This window comes from Streptomyces sp. NBC_01716, from assembly GCF_036248275.1.
GTDB lineage: Bacteria > Actinomycetota > Actinomycetes > Streptomycetales > Streptomycetaceae > Streptomyces.
Window position 1 is genome coordinate 4,150,415 of the sequence record NZ_CP109181.1, and the last position, 17,689, is coordinate 4,168,103.

Here is a 17,689-nt window from a genome sequence, read left to right on the forward strand (position 1 = left end):
TGACATCCCGTCCGGCGTCACCCGGGCCTGTGGAAAACCCTGGTGCGGACGGCGGGTCAGCCGGACGGCGGGGCAGCCGGACGGCGTCAGGCGGGCCACTCCCACGACATGCCGTGTATCCCCGCCGGGCACTTCGGCGGCAGCATGTGCGCCGAGTGCGAGACGTCCAGGGCGATCTGCCGGCTGCTGGCCTTCTCCGCGCCGATCCGCTCGCGGTAGTAGCGGTGGCAGCTCACGGGCAGGGCGTCCGGGTGGAAGTAGACGTGCAGCAGATACTCGCGCAGGCTCACCCGCGTACGGCGCTCGTGGTACGTCGAGACCTCGCGGCTCGGGGTGAGCGAGATCGTGTAGTCGGTCACCACCGTCTCGTTCTTGGCCAGTTCACCGCCGAACAGGATCTCCGTCACGATGCTCCGCCGCTCCGGCAGGAACTCCACACGGCCGAGCTTGCCGCACCGTACGGTGACATCGACCGACGCCGTCGCCGGGTCGTCGATGACATGCACGGCGGTCATCCGGCTCGCGCCGTCGCGCGTCGCGCGCAGCACCTGGTTCACGGACAACTGCCGTATGCAGCGCTCCTCGTCCAGATGCACCGTCTCGTGGATGACGAGGGAGGTGACGTCCTCGTTGAAGCGCGCGAAGTCCGGCCCGAGGGCCTGTTCCACGTCGGAGTTCTCACCGAAGACACGGTGGGATGCGGACAGATCGAGCAGCTCCGACGTCGTACGGCCGCGTGGCCTGCCGGGGCGCAGCAGCGAACGGAGCGCGCCCGCCGGGAGGGCGAGGATGGACTCCAGCGCGTCCACGGCGCGCAGCGACCGCGCACGCTCGGGCTGGCTCCGCCCGCGCTGCCAGTAGCTGAGGGTGGCGAGGCTGACGCCGATGCCCTGGGCTTCGAGCCGGTCGCGTACGCGCTCCAGGGAGAGCCCGCGGCGGCGCAGCGCGTCACGGAAGACCTCGGCGAACGTCACCTCGGCGTCCGGGTCCGCCCCGTCTTTGCCGGCCCCGTCCCCATCGGCCCCGCCCAGGTCCATGTCCGTGTCCACGTCGGTCATGGCAGCAGCTCCGATCGAACTCCGATACTTCCGTCCGATGGTAAGCGGACGACGAAAGCCGCCCACCGGTAAGGGTGAGCGGCTCCGTCGCCGTCTCTCCGGGGGCATCGGAGAGAGCAGTGGCCCGGCCGGCGTCGGTCGGTGCCGGAGGAGGTCAGGCGACGTTCAGGGTGAGCTTGTAGTGCGTGAGCGCGTCCGTGAGCGGCTGGAAGTACGAGGAGCCACGGCCGTTCACACCGGTGCAGTTCTGGCCGATCGGGCCGCCGGATGTCATGCCTTGCGCCTGGTTGCCGGAGATGTACGCGCCGCCGCTGTCGCCGCCCTCGGTGCAGACGGTGGAGCTGCCGAGGCCCGTAACGACCGTGTCCGGGCCGCCGTTGGCGTCGGTGTACGTGACGGTGACGTTGTACGAGCCCACGGTGCCGCACGTCCAGCCGGTGGTCTGGCCGGACTTGCACATCGCCGAACCCTGCGACGCGCGCGTGCTGCCCTTGACCGCGACGTTCGCGGCCTGGCCGTACGTGGTGACCTGGGTGCCTATCGAGTCCTCGGCGTCGACCGCCGCGATGCCCATGTCGACGCTGCGGGTGCCCACGGCGAAGCGGGAGTTGGTGCCCTTGGCGAACTTGACGTTGTTGTACGCGAGGTTCGGCAGGTCCTCGATGCAGTGGCCCGCGGTCACCAGATACTGCTTGCCCGCCGCGTCACGCGCCCCGAAACCGACGGAGCAGATGTAGCCGTTGAACGTCATCCGGCTGCCCGGCGGCACCACGGTCTGGGTCTCCAGACGCTCCTGGCCCCGCACGACACGGACGGCGTCGCCGTGCTTGCTCGCGGCCTTGATGAACGAGCGGGCGGCGGCGCCACCGTCGCTGTTCACCTCCACCGTGACGGTGTCGGACGCGAGGTCGACCGACCACGACGAGACACCGGCGGGAACCTGCTTGACGGCCTTCGCGTCCAGCTCGCTCTTGATCCGGTCCAGCGCGGACTTGCCGTGCTCGGGGACGCGGGCGGTGAGGCCGGCGTCCTCCACCCGGGCGGCGGATCTCGCGTCCGGCGCGTTCACCGTGAGCGTGCCCGCCTTGGTGAAGAAGGCGCCGTCCGTCTTGACGCCCTGCTTGTTCACGGCAGCCAACTCGCGCTGCTGCGCGGCCTCGTGGTCGAGCCGGTCCACGGCCGCCTGCTCGCTGCCACCGAGCGTCTTGGCGAGTGCCGCCACCATCTCGGGCTGGTACCGGGGCGCCTGGGCCGCGGCACCGGACGGGTCGGCGGCCTGCGCGCCGGTCACGGCGGAGGCCGAGAGCAGGACGCCGGTCACGGCGGCGACGAGATATTTGCGGGAAACCTGCACAGTGCTTCCTCTCATTATCGGAGGCAGCGCCGAACCGCACCGCGTCAAGCCCCTGGGGAGGAAGGGTGGTTGACGCGGGGGTTCATGGGAGGGCGCCTGTCCGGCGACGTGGATTGGGGGGTGTGTGGGGCGTCGCGGGATGAACTCTCGCCGAACGCTCCCTTTCCGGACAAGCCCTGGCCAGGAAGCTGTTTTCAACAGAGTTGCGGATAACTGTTGAGGGACGGGGCACTCGTCAGCTGTCGACGGACGCGGTACCCCGTGTCACGACGACCGCCGCCTTCAGGTCGGCCCAGAACTCCGGGGTGACGGCGACCCCGTGGCCCAGCCGGTAGACGGTGGTCGTGGCGCGCCGCCGTACCCGCAGTCGTACCTCCGTCGGGCCCGGGTGCGCCTTCAGGATCTCCTTGAGCTGGCGGACCGAATCCGGCGTGACGTGCGACTCGTGCATGTCGAGCCGTACGGGCGCGTGCGCGCCGACATCGCTCAGGTCGGGAACGCGCATCTCCATCGCGACAAGGCGGGGGACGTCCTCGCGCTTGTCGAGACGGCCCTTGACGAAGACGACCGTGTCCTCGACCAGTTGGGTGGAGACCAGCTGGTAGGTGGCGGGGAAGAACATGCAGTCGATGGACCCGGCCAGATCCTCGACGGTGGCGATCGCCCACGCGTTGCCCTGCTTGGTCATCTTCCGCTGGAGGCCGGAGATGATGCCGCCGATGGTGACCACAGCGCCATCGGCGTGCTCCCCGCCGGTGAGCTGTGAGATCGCCGCGTCCGACTTGTCGGACAGGACGTGCTCGATACCGAGGAGCGGGTGGTCGGAGACGTACAAGCCGAGCATTTCCCGTTCCTGCGCGAGCAGATAGGGCTTGTCCCACTCCACGTCGGAGAATTCGACGTCGAGCCCGAAGCCCGGACCCGGCTCGGAGGACGGGCTGCCACTGTCGCCCGCGTCGCCGAAGAGGTCGAACTGGCCCTCCGCCTCCTTCCGTTTGATCTGTACGACGTTGTCGATCATCGGCTCGTGGTGGGCCGCCAGCCCTTTCCTCGTATGCCCCATCTCGTCGAACGCGCCCGCCTTGATGAGCGATTCGACGGTGCGCTTGTTGCAGACGACCGCCTCGACCTTGTCCAGGAAGTCGGGGAACGTCACGTACTTCCCCTTCGCCTTGCGCGACCGGACGATCGATTCGACGACGTTCGCGCCGACGTTCCGGACGGCCGTCAGTCCGAAGAGGATCACGTCGTCGCCCTGCGCGGCGAAGTTCGCCACCGACTCGTTCACATTCGGCGGCAGCACCTTGATGCCCATGCGCCGGCACTCGTTGAGATAGACCGCCGACTTGTCCTTGTCGTCGCGTACGGACGTGAGGAGCGCGGCCATGTACTCGGCGGGATGGTTCGCCTTGAGATACGCCGTCCAGTACGAGACCAGCGCGTACGCCGCCGCGTGTGCCTTGTTGTACGCGTATCCGGCGAACGGGACCAGTACGTCCCACACCGCCCGTACCGCGTCGTCCGAATAGCCGCGCTCCCGGCAGCCGTCGCGGAACGGCACGAACTCCTTGTCCAGAACCTCTTTCTTCTTCTTTCCCATGGCCCGGCGGAGCAGATCCGCCTGCCCGAGCGTGTAGCCGGCCAGCACCTGCGCCGCCTTCTGGACCTGTTCCTGGTAGACGACCAGGCCGTAGGTGATCCCGAGGACGTCCTTGAGCGGCTCCGCCAACTCCGGGTGGATCGGGGTAATTTCCTGCTGCTTGTTCTTTCGCAGCGCGTAGTTCGTGTGCGAGTTCATGCCCATCGGGCCCGGCCGGTAGAGCGCGGTCACGGCGGTGATGTCCTCGAAATGGTCGGGCTTCATCAGCCGCAGCAGGGCACGCATCGCGTTTCCGTCGAACTGGAAGACACCGAGCGTGTCGCCCCGGCCGAGGAGTTCGAAGGTCGGCCGGTCGTCGAGCGGCAGGGACAGCAGCTCCAGGTCGATGCCTTTGTTCGTCCGCACCATGGTGACGGCGTCGTCCATGATGGTCAGATTTCGCAGACCCAGGAAATCCATCTTCAGCAGGCCGAGCGACTCGCACTGCGGATAGTCCCACTGCGTGATCGTGACGCCGTCGGTGTGCCTGACCCAGACCGGCACATGGTCGGTGATCGTCTCGCTGGACATGATCACGCCGGCCGCGTGCACCCCCATCTGACGCACCAGACCCTCGACACCCTTTGCCGTGTCGATGACCTTCCGCACGTCCGGCTCGTTCTCGTACATCGCCCGGATCTCGCCCGCCTCGTCGTAGCGGGGGTGGGCCGGATCGGTGATGCCGGAGAGTTCGATGCCTTTCCCGCCGACATCGGCGGGCATCGCTTTCGTGAGCCGGTCGCCCATCGCGTACGGATAACCCAGCACGCGCGCCGAGTCCTTGATGGCGTTCTTCGCCTTGATCTTTCCGTACGTCCCGATCATGGCGACCTTGTCGGCGCCGTATTTCTCGGTCACATAGCGGATCACTTCCACCCGTCTGCGCTCGTCGAAGTCGATGTCGACATCCGGCATCGATACACGCTCGGGATTGAGGAACCGCTCGAAGATCAGACCGTGTTCGATCGGGTCGAGGTCGGTGATGCCCATCGCGTACGAGACGAGTGACCCGGCTGCGGAGCCCCGCCCCGGTCCGACGGCGATGCCGTTGTTCTTGGCCCACATGATGAAGTCAGCGACGACCAGGAAGTACCCCGGGAACCCCATCTCGATGATGATGCCCATCTCGTACTCCGCCTGGCGCCGGTACTGCTCGCGCACACCGCCCGGAAAGCGGGTGCGGAGGCCCTTGGCGACTTCCTCGCGGAACCAGGTGACTTCGGTGAAGCCGTCGGGGATGTCGAACTTGGGCATCAGGTTCCGCTCCTGGAACCAGCCTTCCGTATCGATCTGCCGCGCCACCAGAAGCGTGTTCGCACACCCCTCCTGCCAGGCGTCCGAGGAGTCGACCGCATACATCTCGTCCGTCGACTTCAGGTAATAACCCGTCCCGTCGAACCGGAACCGATCCGGATCCGACAGATTCTTACCCGTCTGAATACACAGCAGCGCATCATGCGCCGTCGCCTCGCCCGCATACGTGTAATGCGAGTCATTCGTCACCAGCGGCGGAATCCCCAGCTTCTTCCCCACCTCCAGCAACCCGTCCCGCACCCGGCGCTCGATCTCGATCCCGTGATCCATCAACTCCAGGAAATACCGGTCCTTACCGAAAATATCCTGGTAATCCGAAGCCGCCTGCATCGCCTCGTCGAACTGCCCCAGCCGCAACCGCGTCTGCAACTCACCCGACGGACACCCCGTCGAAGCGATCAACCCCTCCGACCACTTCGCGATCGTCTCCCGGTCCATCCGCGGCCACTTCGTCAGCCACCCCTCCGCATACGCGTCCGACGACAACCGGAACAGATTATGGAGACCGGTCTTATTCGCCGCCCAGATCGTCTTGTGCGTATAACCACCCGAACCCGAGACATCGTCCCGCTTCTGATGCGGCTGCCCCCACTGCACCTTCCGCTTGTTCCGCCGCGACTCCGGCGCCACATACGCCTCAATACCGATGATCGGCGTCACACCCGCCTTCTTCGCCTGATGGAAGAAGTCGTACGCACCATGAAGATTCCCATGATCCGTCATCGCGATATGAGACATCCCCATCTCATCGCACGCCTTGAACATGTCCCCCAACCGCGCCGCACCATCCAGCAACGAGTACTGCGTGTGCACATGGAGATGGGTGAAAGGCCGCCGCATTTCCGTCCGTTCAGGCGTCGGCGTCAGCGTCGGCGTCGAGGCTCCGGGCGATTGCCCGCAGGCCGGCGGCCATCTCACTCGCCGACGGCGCGTGTTCGGGGTCGATGAGCCACTGCTGCGTGAGCCCGGCGACGAGCGCCATGTGCACGGAACCGACGGCGCGGGCGGTCCCGGGCTCCTCGGCGTCGGCGATCCCGTGCAGTTCGGCGGCGAGCCGGGGCCGGGCGCGCTCGTACGCCTCCGCGATCTGTGCCCGGACCTCGGGCGTCCGCTCGGCCTGCGCGAGAGCCTCGGCCGCGGCGACGAGGAGCGGCCGGTGGGTGGTCTGGGACGCGATGACACGCGCCCACATGGCTTCGAGCCGCTCCCCGACGGAGCCCGGAGCCTCGCCCACGGGATCGCTCGGGGGCTCCTGGACCTTGGTGCCCCACTCGTTGATCGACTCCAGCATGGCCGCGTTGAGCAGCGCCTCTTTGGAGCCGTAGTGGTAATTGATCGTGCCGAGCGGTGCGTTGGCGGCTGCGGCAATGTCGCGCGAGGTGGTGTGCGCGTAACCGCGCTCCTCCAGGCAGCGCCTGGCCCCGGCCATCAGCTTTTCACGGTGTCCCATGGGCGACACCGTACAACAGGTTTGAACGTCCGTTCAGAACACTGGTTCAGAACGGCCGTTCAGATGCCGCGCTCCGGGCATCACAGGCCGGTCAGCAGGCCGTCCAGCGGGGCGGGGGTGCGGTCGGGGGCCAGGGCTTCCACGAGGACGCGGCCGTAGTGGATCTTGCGGCCCTTCTTCGTACCGAGGAAGCGCCTCAACTGCTGGTCCGCCGGACGCCCCTGCTGCGCGGGCTGGCGCAGGAACGTCCGCAGGGCGCGTACGTCGCCCTCCGCCCGTACCAGCTCCGCGACCCGCGCCACACCCAGCGCACGGATGAGTTCGTCCTCCAGGTCCGCCATGCAGACGAAGAACTCCTGCCGCGTCGCACCGGCCCGCTCCAGGCCCGCCGTGTAGAAGCGGCGCTCCGCCTCGTCGCACAGGCCGGTGAGGCGCAGGTCGAGGCCGGGTGGGCCGAGGAGTCCCGCGAAGCGGCCGACGCTCATCGCGCCGCCCATCGGGAGCACGCAGATGCCCTCGGCCGCCAGGTCCCGGCCGCGGCTCGCGGCCAGCGCGTCGACCGCGGCGGCGTCGCTCGGCCCTTCGAGCAGGACGGCCGCCCGGACGGACAGTCGCACGGCCAGTTCGCGCGCGGGTCCACCGGGGCCGCCGGCCGCCCACGCGATGACCGCTTGCCGGAAAGACCCCATGTCAGCCATGAGGCGAGTCTCCGCCCTTTCCGGCGGGCGCGGTAAGGAATTTCCACCGGCGCGCCGGAATAGCCGGGTGACACCGGAGGTTGTCCGCATCGCTGGTACAAGATTCAACTGATCGAGGTGCGTGATGGGCAGGATAGTGGTGGGAGTCGACGGGTCGGCTTCTTCGGTGAAGGCGCTGCACTGGGCCGTACGGCAGGCCGGACTCACCGGCGACACGGTGGAGGCCGCGATCGGCTGGGAATACCCCGCGGCCGCGTGGGCGACGATGGCGCCCGGCATTCCGCCGGAGTTCGACCCGGAGAAGCTGGCGGCCCAGACCCTGGACGAGACGCTGGAGTCCGCCCTCGGCAAGGAGGGCGCGGCGGCCGTGGACCGGCAGGTCGTCGCCGCGCACGCCGCCCAGGCACTGCTCGCCCGCGCGGAGGGCGCCGAACTGCTCGTGGTCGGCGACCGTGGTTACAGCGGGTTCAAGGCGGCGCTGCTGGGCTCCGTGAGCCTGCATGTCACGCAGCACGCGAAGGTTCCGGTGGTCGTCGTCCGCGGCGAGTGATCCGGACGAACGACTCCGGCGAACGGCCTGCGGGCCGGGCGGAGTTACGGCGCGATGGTCAGGTCCTCGATCAGACCGTCGCGCAGCGTGAACCGGAAGCGGAGGTCGACGCGCCCGCCGGGGAAGTTTCCCTCCAGGCGGTGGGTGACGGTGTGGTGCGCGTCGTCCTCGCTCTCGGCCGCGACGAGTTCCGTGGTGTACGTGTACTCGCTCGCCGCGGTTTCGAGCCATCGCCCGATCTCGGCCGAGCCGGTGTGGGTCGAGCCCTCGTCGGTGACGGTGGCGTCCTCGTGCATGGTCGCGAGTGCGGCCGGGGCGTCGCGGTCCTCGTGGGCGGCCAGATAACGGGTGACGACGTCGGGGACAGCGGGGACGGCGGGGCTGCCAGGGATCGCGGGCATGGGTCTTCGACTCCCTCGGTGCTAAAATTGAAGTGAGTAACTTCGACTTTAGCAGTAACTGGACGGGCGAGCGGACGGGGCGGGACACATGGCGGGGCGAGGGAACCGGATGCGGCTGGAGGACCGGACATGTCCGCTGTCCACCACCGTGCGGCAGGTGGGCGAATGGTGGACGCTGCTGATCCTTCATGACGCGTTCGACGGCTATACGCGCTTCGACCAGTTCCAGGAGAGCCTCGGCATCTCCTCCAGCATGCTCACCACCCGGCTCAAGACCCTGGTCGCCGACGGGCTGTTGGAGCGCCGCCCGTATCAACAGGGCCCGACGCGCTACGAGTACGTCCTCACGGACCTCGGCCGCTCGCTGCGACCGGTCCTCGTCGCCCTCGCCGCGTGGGGCAATTCGCGGCTGCCGGCCGAGGAACGGACCATGGTCCTGGTCGACGCGGCGACGGGCACGGAGGTCGAGCCCGTGGTCGTCGACGCGGCCACCGGGCAACGGCTGGACGACAGCGAGAAGTACGTCTTCACCGCCGGTCCGGCGGCGACCGGCGGCATGCTCGCGCGGTATGCCAAGTCCGGTCAGCCGCAGGGGAGTTGACACGTACCTCTACGACAAACGCGCGGTTTTTCTGGACCGGATCACGTAGCCGGTCGGGACCGTTCTGTGCATCGTCACGACACGCGCGCAAACGTTCCGAATGTTTCCCTGAAGCTGCCTCAAGCGGTCGGTCGTGAGGGGTTGAATGGACCTCGACCACGCTCGCTTGAACGATGGAGAGACCCTTGAGCACTTCCGACAACACCATGCAGGCTCTCGCCGCGAGGTTCGACTCGGCTGCCGCCGCCGGTCTGGACCTCACCTTCGGCTTCAACGTGACCGACGAGAGCAAGCACTTCTCGTTGACCGTGAAGGACGGAACCTGCTCGCTGCAAGAGGGGGAGAACCCGGACGCCAACGCCACGCTCGTGCTGGACTCGGACACCCTGAAGTCCATCCAGTCGGGGACCACGGACGGGACGCAGGAGTTCACGGCCGGCCGGCTCAAGATAGAGGGCGACCCCGCGGTCGCCCAGAAGCTGGGCACGCTGTTCCCGGCCGCCTGATCGGTCTACGCGATGGGCCCGCGGTCACTTCGGTGGCCGCGGGCCCACTCGCTTAGCGGGCGGAGTTCTCGCATGCCGATTGTCAGTGGTGCCTTCTATGGTTTTGGGCATGACCCCTGCACTGATCGGGCGTGACCACCCCGCAGGCGTCCTTCGCGCGGAGATCGGCCGGGCGACGGACAGCCACGGGGGTCTCGTGCTGGTCGCGGGCGAGGCGGGCATCGGAAAGACCACGCTGGTCACGGCCGCCGCCCGGGAGGCCAGGCAGCGCGGGGCGCTCGTGCTGGGCGGCTCCTGCTGGGAAGGCAGCGCTCCGGGGTACTGGCCGTGGGTGCAGGTCGTGCGCGGCATGCGGCGCGGCCTGGACGAGGCGGAGTGGGCGAAGGCCGAGCAGGCGGCGGGCGGCCGGCTCACGGTGCTGCTCGGTGAGGCCGCGGGGGACGACGAGGCCAAGGACGCCTTCTCCGTGTACGACGCGGTGACGACCGCCCTCGTCACGGTCTCCCAGGACCGGCCGGTCGTCGTGGTCGTGGACGACCTGCACTGGGCGGACACCGCGTCGCTCAAGCTCCTCGAATTCGCCGCCCAGCACGCCTGGTTCGAGCGGCTGCTGCTCATCGGCACGTACCGCGACGTGGAGGTGGAGGCGCCCGGCCACCCGCTCCAGCAGCTCATCCTCCCGCTCGTCGCCCGCGCCACCACGGCCGTCACGCTGACCGGGCTCGACAGGGACGACGTGGGCGCGCTCCTCGCGCTGACCACCGGGCGGGAGCCCGAGCCCGCCCTGGTGGACGAGGTGCACAGCCGTACGGGCGGCAATCCCTTCTTCGTGGAGCAGACCGCCCGCCTGTGGCACGGCGGCAGCCCGGTCAGCACGATCGCCCCCGGCGTGCGCGAGGCCGTGCGGCGGCGGCTGTCGATGCTGCCGAAGCCGGTCGGCGACCTGCTGGTCACGGCGAGCGTGCTGGGCAGGGAGTTCCACCGCCAGGTGCTCGCCGCCGCCACGTCGGCGCCCGTGCCGCACGTGGACCGGCTGCTGGACCGGGCCGTGTCCGCCCGGCTGGTGGTGACGCGCGAGGGCGGGCGGTTCGCCTTCGCGCACGACCTCGTCCGAGAGACGCTCTACGACTCCCTGGAGGAGGCGGAGGCGGCCCGGCTGCACGGCGCGGTCGTACGGGGCCTGGACACCGCACCGGCACTGGGCGGCAAGGTCTTCCCCGCGGATCTGGCCCGGCACGCCCATCTCGCCGGTGACACCGTGGAGCGCGACCACCGCATCGATCTGCTGCTCGCCGCCGCGCGGGACGCGTCGAGCAGGCTCGCGGGCGAGGAGGCCGTGGGTCACTACCGGCGCGCGCTGGAGGTGGCGGAGACCTCCGGGGAGGGCGACCCGCGCCGCGCCGTCCTGATCGCGCTCGACCTGGCCGGAGAGCTGCGGCACCACGGCATGGAGGACGAGGCCCGGCGGTATTTCGACCGCGCGGTGACACCGGCGCGTGAGCTGGGCGATCCGGAGCTGCTGACCCGCGTGGCGCTCACGGTCCACCAGGTGGACGACCTCCCCGGCCACGGGCCGCAGGCGGCGGAGCTGCTGCACGAGGCGTACCGCGCGCTGTTCGGTGAAGGTGAGAGTGAGGGCGGGGGGAGCGAGGGCAGGGAGAGTGAGCGGATGGCGCAGGACCTCGCCGTCCGGGCCACCGATCTCGCCCGAAGGGACGATGACGACGAGGCGCTCGCCTTCTCCCTCTGGGCGCGGCACGACACGATCTGGGGACTCGGCACCTCCGAGGAGCGGCTCGCCCTCACCGCCGAGATGTCGGCCGTCTCCCGCCGCACGAAGAACCTGGACATGGAGGTGCACGCCGCGGCGATGCGCTGGGTGACGCTGCTGGAGCTGGGTGATCCGCTCTTCCTGAGCCAGTTGCGTACGTACGCGGTCCTTGCCGAGCGGGCGGGCAAGCGCAGGTACGAGCTGGGCAAGGCTGTGGACCTGGGCATCGTCGCCGCCCTCAGCGGTGACTTCGAGCAGGCCGAGAAGTGGTACGCCGACACGGTCGAAGCGGCCGACGGGCACGCTCCGTACGAGTATCTGGCCTCCCATCTGCTCTGGGCCCTGCACATGATCCGGGGTCGTCACGAGAAGGCCGACGCCGTTTCGCGCGGCCTCAACGGCATGGGCTATCCGCTGCCCGTGCTGCTCGACGGGATCGCCGCGATCGAACGCGCGGACACGGAGCGGGCGCTGCGGCATCTGCGGGAGCTGGAGGACCGGCCGGAGCCGGTGTCCCGGATCTTCGCACCGCTGCTGTTCCGGCTCCGCGCGCACACGGCTGCCGCGACGGGTGATCCCCGGTTGATCGCCGCGGCCAGGGACGACCTCGGCGCCCACAGCGGCCGATGGCTCGTCGCGCTGTACGGCTGCGACATCAGCGGACCGGTCGACCTGTGGCTCGGCATGCTGGACGCGGCGGAGGGGCGGTGGGACACGGCGGTGACCGCGTTCGCCTCGGCGCGCGAGTCCGCCGAACGTCTCGGGGCGAGACCGTGGTCCCTGCGCGCGGGCGTGGAGCTGGCGGACGCGCTGCGGGCGCGCGGCGGGCCGGGGGACGCGGCGGCGGAGGCGACGCTCCGGGCGGAGACGTCGCGGGCGGCGAAGGCGATGGGGCTGGAGCACCTGGAGAGGGAGGTGGTGAGCGGACCGGACCCCCACCACCCCACCCACCCTGTCACCGACCCCGATGAGGCTCAACCTGCCCCGCCCGGCCCGGAGTTCAGGCGGGACGGGGCCGTGTGGGCGCTCGCCTTCGACGGGCGGGCGGTGCATGTGCCCGACGCGAAGGGGCTGCGCGATCTGCACACGCTGCTCTCCCACCCGGGCACGGACTTCCCCGCCGTCCGGCTGCTCGCCCCCGACGGCGGCGAGACGGCGGTGGCGGTGCGCGCCATGGGCGGCGACCCGGTCCTGGACGAACAGGCCAAGGCGGCGTACCGGCGACGGCTCGACCAACTGGACCAGGACATAGATCGCGCTGGCGCACGCGGCGACGACGCGCGCGCCGCCGCGTACGACAGGGAGCGCCAGGCCCTCCTCGATGAGCTCCGCACCGCCGCCGGTCTCGGCGGACGCACCCGGCGTCTTGGCGACGAGGCGGAGCGGGCCCGTAAGACGGTCACGGCCCGAATCCGCGACACCCTGCGCAAACTCGACGCCCTCCACCCCGAACTGGCCGCGCACCTCCGGAAGTCGGTGACGACGGGCTCAACCTGCGCGTACCGCCCCGAACCACCCACCGACGACGGCACCGCCGGGAGCGACGCCCCCACCGATCTCAACTGGCGGCTGTGATCCCCGCCCACCCGGCGGTCGAGGCGTTCACCGCCGCGCTGGGCGAAGCGCTGGCCGCCGAGGTGACCGTCATGGCGTGACCGCGTCGGCCACCGCACAGGCCACGTTGTCCGGTCCGCCCGCCGCGAGGGCCAGCGCGATCAGTTCGCGCACGGCGTCCTCCGGCTCCGCCGCCGTACGGAGGACGCGCCGGATGTCATCGGGTCGTACGACCGTGAACAGGCCGTCGGAGCAGAGCAGATAGCGGTCGCCCGGCTCCGCGTCGTGCAGGCGCAGATCGGGGCGGGCGTGGTCCTGGCTGCCGTCCAGGGCGCGCAGCAGCAACGCCCGTTGGGGATGGGACACCGCCTCATCGACGGTGAGACTGCCCGCGTCGATCATCGACTGCACGAGGGTGTGGTCGTGCGTGATACGGGAGACCTCACCGCCCCGCAGCAGATACGCGCGGGTGTCCCCGACATGCACGAGCGCCAGCCGGGAGCCGGTCCACAGCATCGCCGTGAGCGTGGTCCCGGAGCCTCCGGGGGTCCCCGCCGCCCCCGCCCGGTTCACCTGGTCCACCGCGTCCGCCAGGCCGTTGAGCACATCCGCGCACCGGGCCGACTCCTCCAGCGCCACCAGCGCGTCGACCGCCGCGCCGCTCGCCCGCGCACCGTCGTCCCCGAAGCCGTCGGCCACCGCGAGCAGCCGTGAACCGGCGTACGCCGTGTCCTGATTGACCGGTCGGACCAGTCCTCGGTCCGACCCGGCCGCGTAACGCATCCTCATCTCGGACATCTCTTCGACGCCTTTCCCTGCCGGTCTCGCCGACAGTTGTCCAACGAGGAAGGTCACCAGGTCCCGGCGCATGGCGGTCTCCGTTTCCACCCGCGCCCAATACGCCCCGATGTCCAGGCCGGCGGCCCGCGGATCCGTCTCGCACAGATCGCAGACCTCGCCGATCCGGGCCAGCGGCATCCCGACGCGGCGCAGCCACGCCACCAGCCGCGCGCGGTCCAACTGCGCCTCGGTGTAGTACCGGTAGCCGGTCGTCCCGTCCACGCGTGCCGGTATCAGCAGCCCCAGCTCGTCGTAGAGCCGCAGCGCCTTCGGTGACAGCCGGGACGCGCGGGCGAACGCGCCGATGGTCAGTTCAGCCCTGTGCTCCATGCCGCGAAACACCCGCCGTCCCTACTCCTCGTACCGGGCGCTTCGCCCGGCACCGACGATGCTGGGGGTTGTCCCTTGGGGAGAGTCAACACCCGTGGCCTGCGGCTCTCCCCCCGGGGAGTCGCAGGCCACCGGCCGTCGGGGTCACGTGCTCACTTGCGGTTGTAGAGCCGCATCGTCCACGTACCGAAGACGAGCACCAGGCCCACCGACCAGCCCAGCGTCACCGCGATGTCGTGGGTCGGCCAGTTGCCCGCCATCAGTTCGCGGACCGCGCTGGCGAGTTCGGAGACCGGGCTGTTGTTGACGAAGGCCTGGAGCCAGCCCGGCATCGTCTTCGGGTCGACGAAGACGTTGCTCAGGAACGTCAGCGGCATGATCACCATCATGCTGACGCCCATCACCGACTTCTCCGTGCGCAGCATCAGCCCGAACATCGTCCAGATCCAGGAGAACGAGAAGGAGAAGACGAGCAGCAGCGCCACCCCCGCCGCGATGCCCAGCACGCCGCCGTCGGGGCGGTATCCGATGGCCAGGCCCACGCCGAGGATCACGATCGAGGCGATCATGTAGCGGATCACGTCGCCGAGCAGATAGCCGACCATCGGGGCCGGGCGCCAGATCGGGAGGGTGCGGAAGCGGTCGAAGACGCCCTTGGCGATGTCGGTGTTGACCGCGACGCCCGAGTACATCGTGATCATCACGACGCTCATCACCATCACGCCGGGCAGCAGGAACTGGATGTACGCGGAGACCGACCCCGCCAGCGCACCGCCGAAGAGATACGCGTACATCAGCACCATCATGACCGGGAAGACGGTGACGTCGAAAAGCTGCTCGGGCACATGCTTGATCTTCAGCATCGCCCGCCAGCCGAAGGTCATCGACGCCGAGAGCGCGCTCGGCCTCGGTGGCCGTTCCTTGTTCACGAGCAGCGCGGCGAGGTCGTCGGCGGTGGGCGCGGCGAGGTCGAGGTCGTCCAGGTCCTGGGTCTTCGTGGCTACGGTGGTCATGCCGCCGCCCCCTCCTTCACATCGGTGGTCTCGGTGCCGGCGGTCCCGGAGGACTGCCCGGACGGCTTCTTCTTCTCGGTGAGGGCGAGGAACACCTCGTCCAGGCTGGGCTGGCCGAGGGAGAAGTTGTCCACGACGATCCCCTCGCGCGCCAGCTCCGCCAGCGCCCTGCCTGCCTGCTCCGCCGCGCCCTGGTCGCTGCCGCCGCCGCTGATCGTGGCGGTGAGCGCGAGCGGGTCCGGGTCCAGCACGATGTCCGCGCTCAGCGCGGCGGCCAGCACCCGCTGGGCGTCCGGCCGTTGGGCGGCTTCGCGCAGGCGCAGATGGACGGCGCCGGAGCCGACCGACGCCTTCAGGTCGCCCTTGGTGCCCTCGGCGATCACCTTGCCCTGGTCGATCACCGCGATCCGGGACGCCAACTGGTCGGCCTCGTCCAGATACTGCGTCGTCAGCAGCACCGTCGTCCCCTGCGACACCACGGCCCGCACGATGTCCCACACCTGGTTACGGCTGCGCGGGTCGAGGCCGGTCGTCGGCTCGTCCAGGAAGAGCAGGTCCGGGGTGTTCAGGATGGACGCGGCGATGTCGATACGGCGCCGCATACCGCCCGAGTAGTTCTTGACCTGCCGGCCCGCCGCCTCCGTAAGACCGAACGCGTCCAGCAACTGCCCCGCGCGGTCGCGGGCGTCGGGCTTGGTGTGCCCGAGGAGCCTGCCGAGCAGGACCAGATTCTCCGAGCCGGTCAGGTCCTCGTCCACCGACGCGTACTGCCCGGTCAGCGCGACCCGGCTGCGGACCGACTCGGCGTCCTTCACCACGTCCTTGCCGAAGACGCGGGCCTCGCCGCCGTCCGGGCGGAGCAGCGTCGCCAGCATCCGTACGACGGTGGTCTTGCCCGCGCCGTTCGGACCCAGCACTCCGTAGACCGTGCCCGTCGGCACGGCGAGATCGACTCCGTCCACGGCTCGGTTCGAGCCGAAGACTTTCACCAGCCCTGTGGTCTCGATCGCGAGATCATTACTCATCATCAGTCCTTGTCGTTCTTCTTGATCGTTCTGATCGGTCTGGAACTCGGGGGGGGCGGTTTCCCTTATGACTCCGGGGGAGCCCGAAACTCATCAGCAGATGTACGGGCGGGCCGCCCGCGCCTCACGGAGGCCCAGCCCCCACCACCCGAGCTGGTCGAGCAGCACGCTCGCGTCGCGGTCCCTGCGCTCCTCGGTCGCCGCGTCGACTTCGAGCACGTCGTCGCCGCCGGAGTCGAAGAGGTTGATCGACACCGCGTTCCGGAGGGTCACCGTGTGCAGCTCGGTGAAGACCGTGCGCAGCCCCTCCACCGCGTACAGCCCGCCCGACCCGTGGCCGTAGCTGACGAACGCGACCGGCTTCGTCCGCCACTCGTCGTACGCGTAGTCGACGGCCTGCTTGAGGGAGGCGGGGAACGAGCGGTTGTACTCCGGTGTCACCACCACGAAGGCCTCCGCACGGTCGACCTCCGCCGTGAAGTCCGCCATCGGCTCCGTGGCCCGGTCGGGGTAGCGCGCGGGGAAGTCGAACTCGGCCAGATCGACGACCGCCACGTCCAGCTCGTCCCGCTTGCCCGCCAGCTCGGCGAACCACCGCCCGATCACGTCACCGAGCCGCCCCTCGCGGGTGCTGCCGATGATGACCGCGACCCGCAGCGGCGTCGCCGCGCCACCCTGTCGCATACGCGCCACCTCCTCCCTCGTCCGCCGTCACCACTGAGGCGCTAGACGTGACCGCGCGCCCGCCAGATCAGATCTGGCGGGCGCGCGAGATGAGAAGAACGCAGGTCGGACGGTATCCAGGCGTCAGCTCCAGGCGTCAGCTCTCCGGCGTGGCGATCCGCTTGCCGAGACCGCCGTCGACCGACAGCTTCAGGCCGGTCGTGAAGGTCGCGTCCGTCGCCAGGAACAGCGCCGCCTTCGCCACCTCGTCCGAGGTGCCGTGCCGTTTCATGGGCGTCGCCTCGTCGCCGCTCTTGCGGAACGCCTCGATCGCCTCGGCCGGCAGTCCCTGGATCCCCGAGCCCGGGGTGTCGATGAAGCCCGGCGCCACGGCGTTGACCCGGATCCCCCGCGACACCAGCTCGGCGGCCAGCGTCTGCGCGAAGGACCACAGGGCCGCCTTCGTACCGGAGTAGACGCCCATCCCAGGGGTGCCCGACTCATCGGCCACGGAGGTGGTGAAAACGATCGAGCCGCCCTCGCTGAGCAGCGGAATCAGCCGCTGCACGGTGAAGAACGCGCCCTTGGTGTTGACCGCGAACTGCGCGTCGTAGTCCTCCTCCGAGACCGTCTCGAACGTCCCCAGCCGCGCGATGCCCGCGTTGACGAAGAGGTGGTCGACCCGGCCCAGCGTCGAAGCGACCAGGTCGCCGAGCGCGGCCACGGCGGTGGGGTCGGCGATGTCCGAGCCGACGACCTGCGCGGAGGGGCCCAGCTCGTTCCGCGCGTCCTTGAGATTCACCGGGTTGCGGCCGGTGACGAGAACCTCGGCGCCGCCCTCCACCAGGCGCTTGGCCATCGCGAGACCCATGCCCATCGACCCTCCGATGACGACTGCCTTCAGACCCGCGTACGTACTCAT

15 protein-coding genes are annotated in these 17,689 nt (G+C 69.6%); 4 read left to right on the forward strand and 11 right to left on the reverse strand.

Annotated elements, in window-relative coordinates; all coding sequences use genetic code 11:
- Nucleotides 1-86: 86 nt before the first annotated feature.
- The 5 genes from OIE74_RS17985 to OIE74_RS18005 form a co-directional block, all read right to left on the reverse strand.
- Complete coding sequence (locus OIE74_RS17985; protein WP_329384580.1) at nucleotides 87-1,058, reverse strand: helix-turn-helix transcriptional regulator; 972 nt, start codon at nucleotides 1,056-1,058, stop codon at nucleotides 87-89.
- Nucleotides 1,059-1,212: 154 nt separating this feature from the next.
- Nucleotides 1,213-2,412, reverse strand: coding sequence for a S1 family peptidase (locus tag OIE74_RS17990; RefSeq protein ID WP_443076150.1), 1,200 nt, complete (start codon nucleotides 2,410-2,412; stop codon nucleotides 1,213-1,215).
- Nucleotides 2,413-2,647: 235 nt separating this feature from the next.
- Nucleotides 2,648-6,205: a DNA polymerase III subunit alpha gene (gene dnaE / locus OIE74_RS17995; RefSeq protein ID WP_329384584.1), complete on the reverse strand. Its 3,558-nt coding sequence runs from the start codon at nucleotides 6,203-6,205 to the stop codon at nucleotides 2,648-2,650.
- Nucleotides 6,206-6,215: 10 nt separating this feature from the next.
- Nucleotides 6,216-6,815, reverse strand: a complete 600-nt coding sequence (locus OIE74_RS18000) for a TetR/AcrR family transcriptional regulator (RefSeq protein ID WP_329384586.1) — start codon at nucleotides 6,813-6,815, stop codon at nucleotides 6,216-6,218.
- Between the two features lie 80 nt (nucleotides 6,816-6,895).
- Nucleotides 6,896-7,513: a TOPRIM nucleotidyl transferase/hydrolase domain-containing protein gene (locus tag OIE74_RS18005; protein ID WP_329384589.1), complete on the reverse strand. Its 618-nt coding sequence runs from the start codon at nucleotides 7,511-7,513 to the stop codon at nucleotides 6,896-6,898.
- A gap of 124 nt (nucleotides 7,514-7,637) precedes the next feature.
- On the opposite strand from OIE74_RS18005, the gene OIE74_RS18010 reads away from it, so the two are divergent.
- Nucleotides 7,638-8,063: a universal stress protein gene (locus tag OIE74_RS18010; protein ID WP_329384592.1), complete on the forward strand. Its 426-nt coding sequence runs from the start codon at nucleotides 7,638-7,640 to the stop codon at nucleotides 8,061-8,063.
- A gap of 44 nt (nucleotides 8,064-8,107) precedes the next feature.
- Here the strand turns inward: OIE74_RS18010 and OIE74_RS18015 are convergent, their stop codons facing one another.
- Nucleotides 8,108-8,464, reverse strand: a complete 357-nt coding sequence (locus OIE74_RS18015) for a nuclear transport factor 2 family protein (protein ID WP_329384595.1) — start codon at nucleotides 8,462-8,464, stop codon at nucleotides 8,108-8,110.
- Between the two features lie 88 nt (nucleotides 8,465-8,552).
- On the opposite strand from OIE74_RS18015, the gene OIE74_RS18020 reads away from it, so the two are divergent.
- The 3 genes from OIE74_RS18020 (at nucleotide 8,553) to OIE74_RS18030 (ending at nucleotide 12,917) form a co-directional block, all read left to right on the forward strand.
- Nucleotides 8,553-9,065: a winged helix-turn-helix transcriptional regulator gene (locus tag OIE74_RS18020; protein ID WP_329384598.1), complete on the forward strand. Its 513-nt coding sequence runs from the start codon at nucleotides 8,553-8,555 to the stop codon at nucleotides 9,063-9,065.
- 185 nt (nucleotides 9,066-9,250) lie between these two features.
- Nucleotides 9,251-9,571: an SCP2 sterol-binding domain-containing protein gene (locus OIE74_RS18025; protein ID WP_329384601.1), complete on the forward strand. Its 321-nt coding sequence runs from the start codon at nucleotides 9,251-9,253 to the stop codon at nucleotides 9,569-9,571.
- Between the two features lie 109 nt (nucleotides 9,572-9,680).
- Nucleotides 9,681-12,917, forward strand: coding sequence for an ATP-binding protein (locus OIE74_RS18030; protein ID WP_329384603.1), 3,237 nt, complete (start codon nucleotides 9,681-9,683; stop codon nucleotides 12,915-12,917).
- Between the two features lie 69 nt (nucleotides 12,918-12,986).
- Here the strand turns inward: OIE74_RS18030 and OIE74_RS18035 are convergent, their stop codons facing one another.
- From OIE74_RS18035 to OIE74_RS18055, 5 genes are all read right to left on the reverse strand, one after another.
- Nucleotides 12,987-14,066 (reverse strand): MerR family transcriptional regulator, encoded by a 1,080-nt coding sequence (locus OIE74_RS18035; RefSeq protein ID WP_329384606.1) that lies wholly within the window; start codon nucleotides 14,064-14,066, stop codon nucleotides 12,987-12,989.
- Between the two features lie 152 nt (nucleotides 14,067-14,218).
- The gene (locus OIE74_RS18040; protein ID WP_329384609.1) at nucleotides 14,219-15,079 is read right to left on the reverse strand and encodes an ABC transporter permease; all 861 of its coding nucleotides are present in this window, start codon (nucleotides 15,077-15,079) and stop codon (nucleotides 14,219-14,221) included.
- Nucleotides 15,076-16,104, reverse strand: a complete 1,029-nt coding sequence (locus tag OIE74_RS18045; protein ID WP_329384612.1) for an ATP-binding cassette domain-containing protein — start codon at nucleotides 16,102-16,104, stop codon at nucleotides 15,076-15,078. The genes OIE74_RS18040 and OIE74_RS18045 overlap by 4 nt, the downstream gene beginning before the upstream one ends.
- Before the next feature lie 93 nt (nucleotides 16,105-16,197).
- Nucleotides 16,198-16,788 carry an NADPH-dependent FMN reductase gene (locus OIE74_RS18050; protein WP_329384614.1) on the reverse strand — a complete coding sequence of 197 codons (591 nt, stop codon included), beginning with the start codon at nucleotides 16,786-16,788 and terminating at the stop codon, nucleotides 16,198-16,200.
- Between the two features lie 136 nt (nucleotides 16,789-16,924).
- A complete protein-coding gene (locus tag OIE74_RS18055; RefSeq protein WP_329384617.1) occupies nucleotides 16,925-17,689 on the reverse strand; it encodes an SDR family oxidoreductase in 765 nt (254 codons plus the stop codon).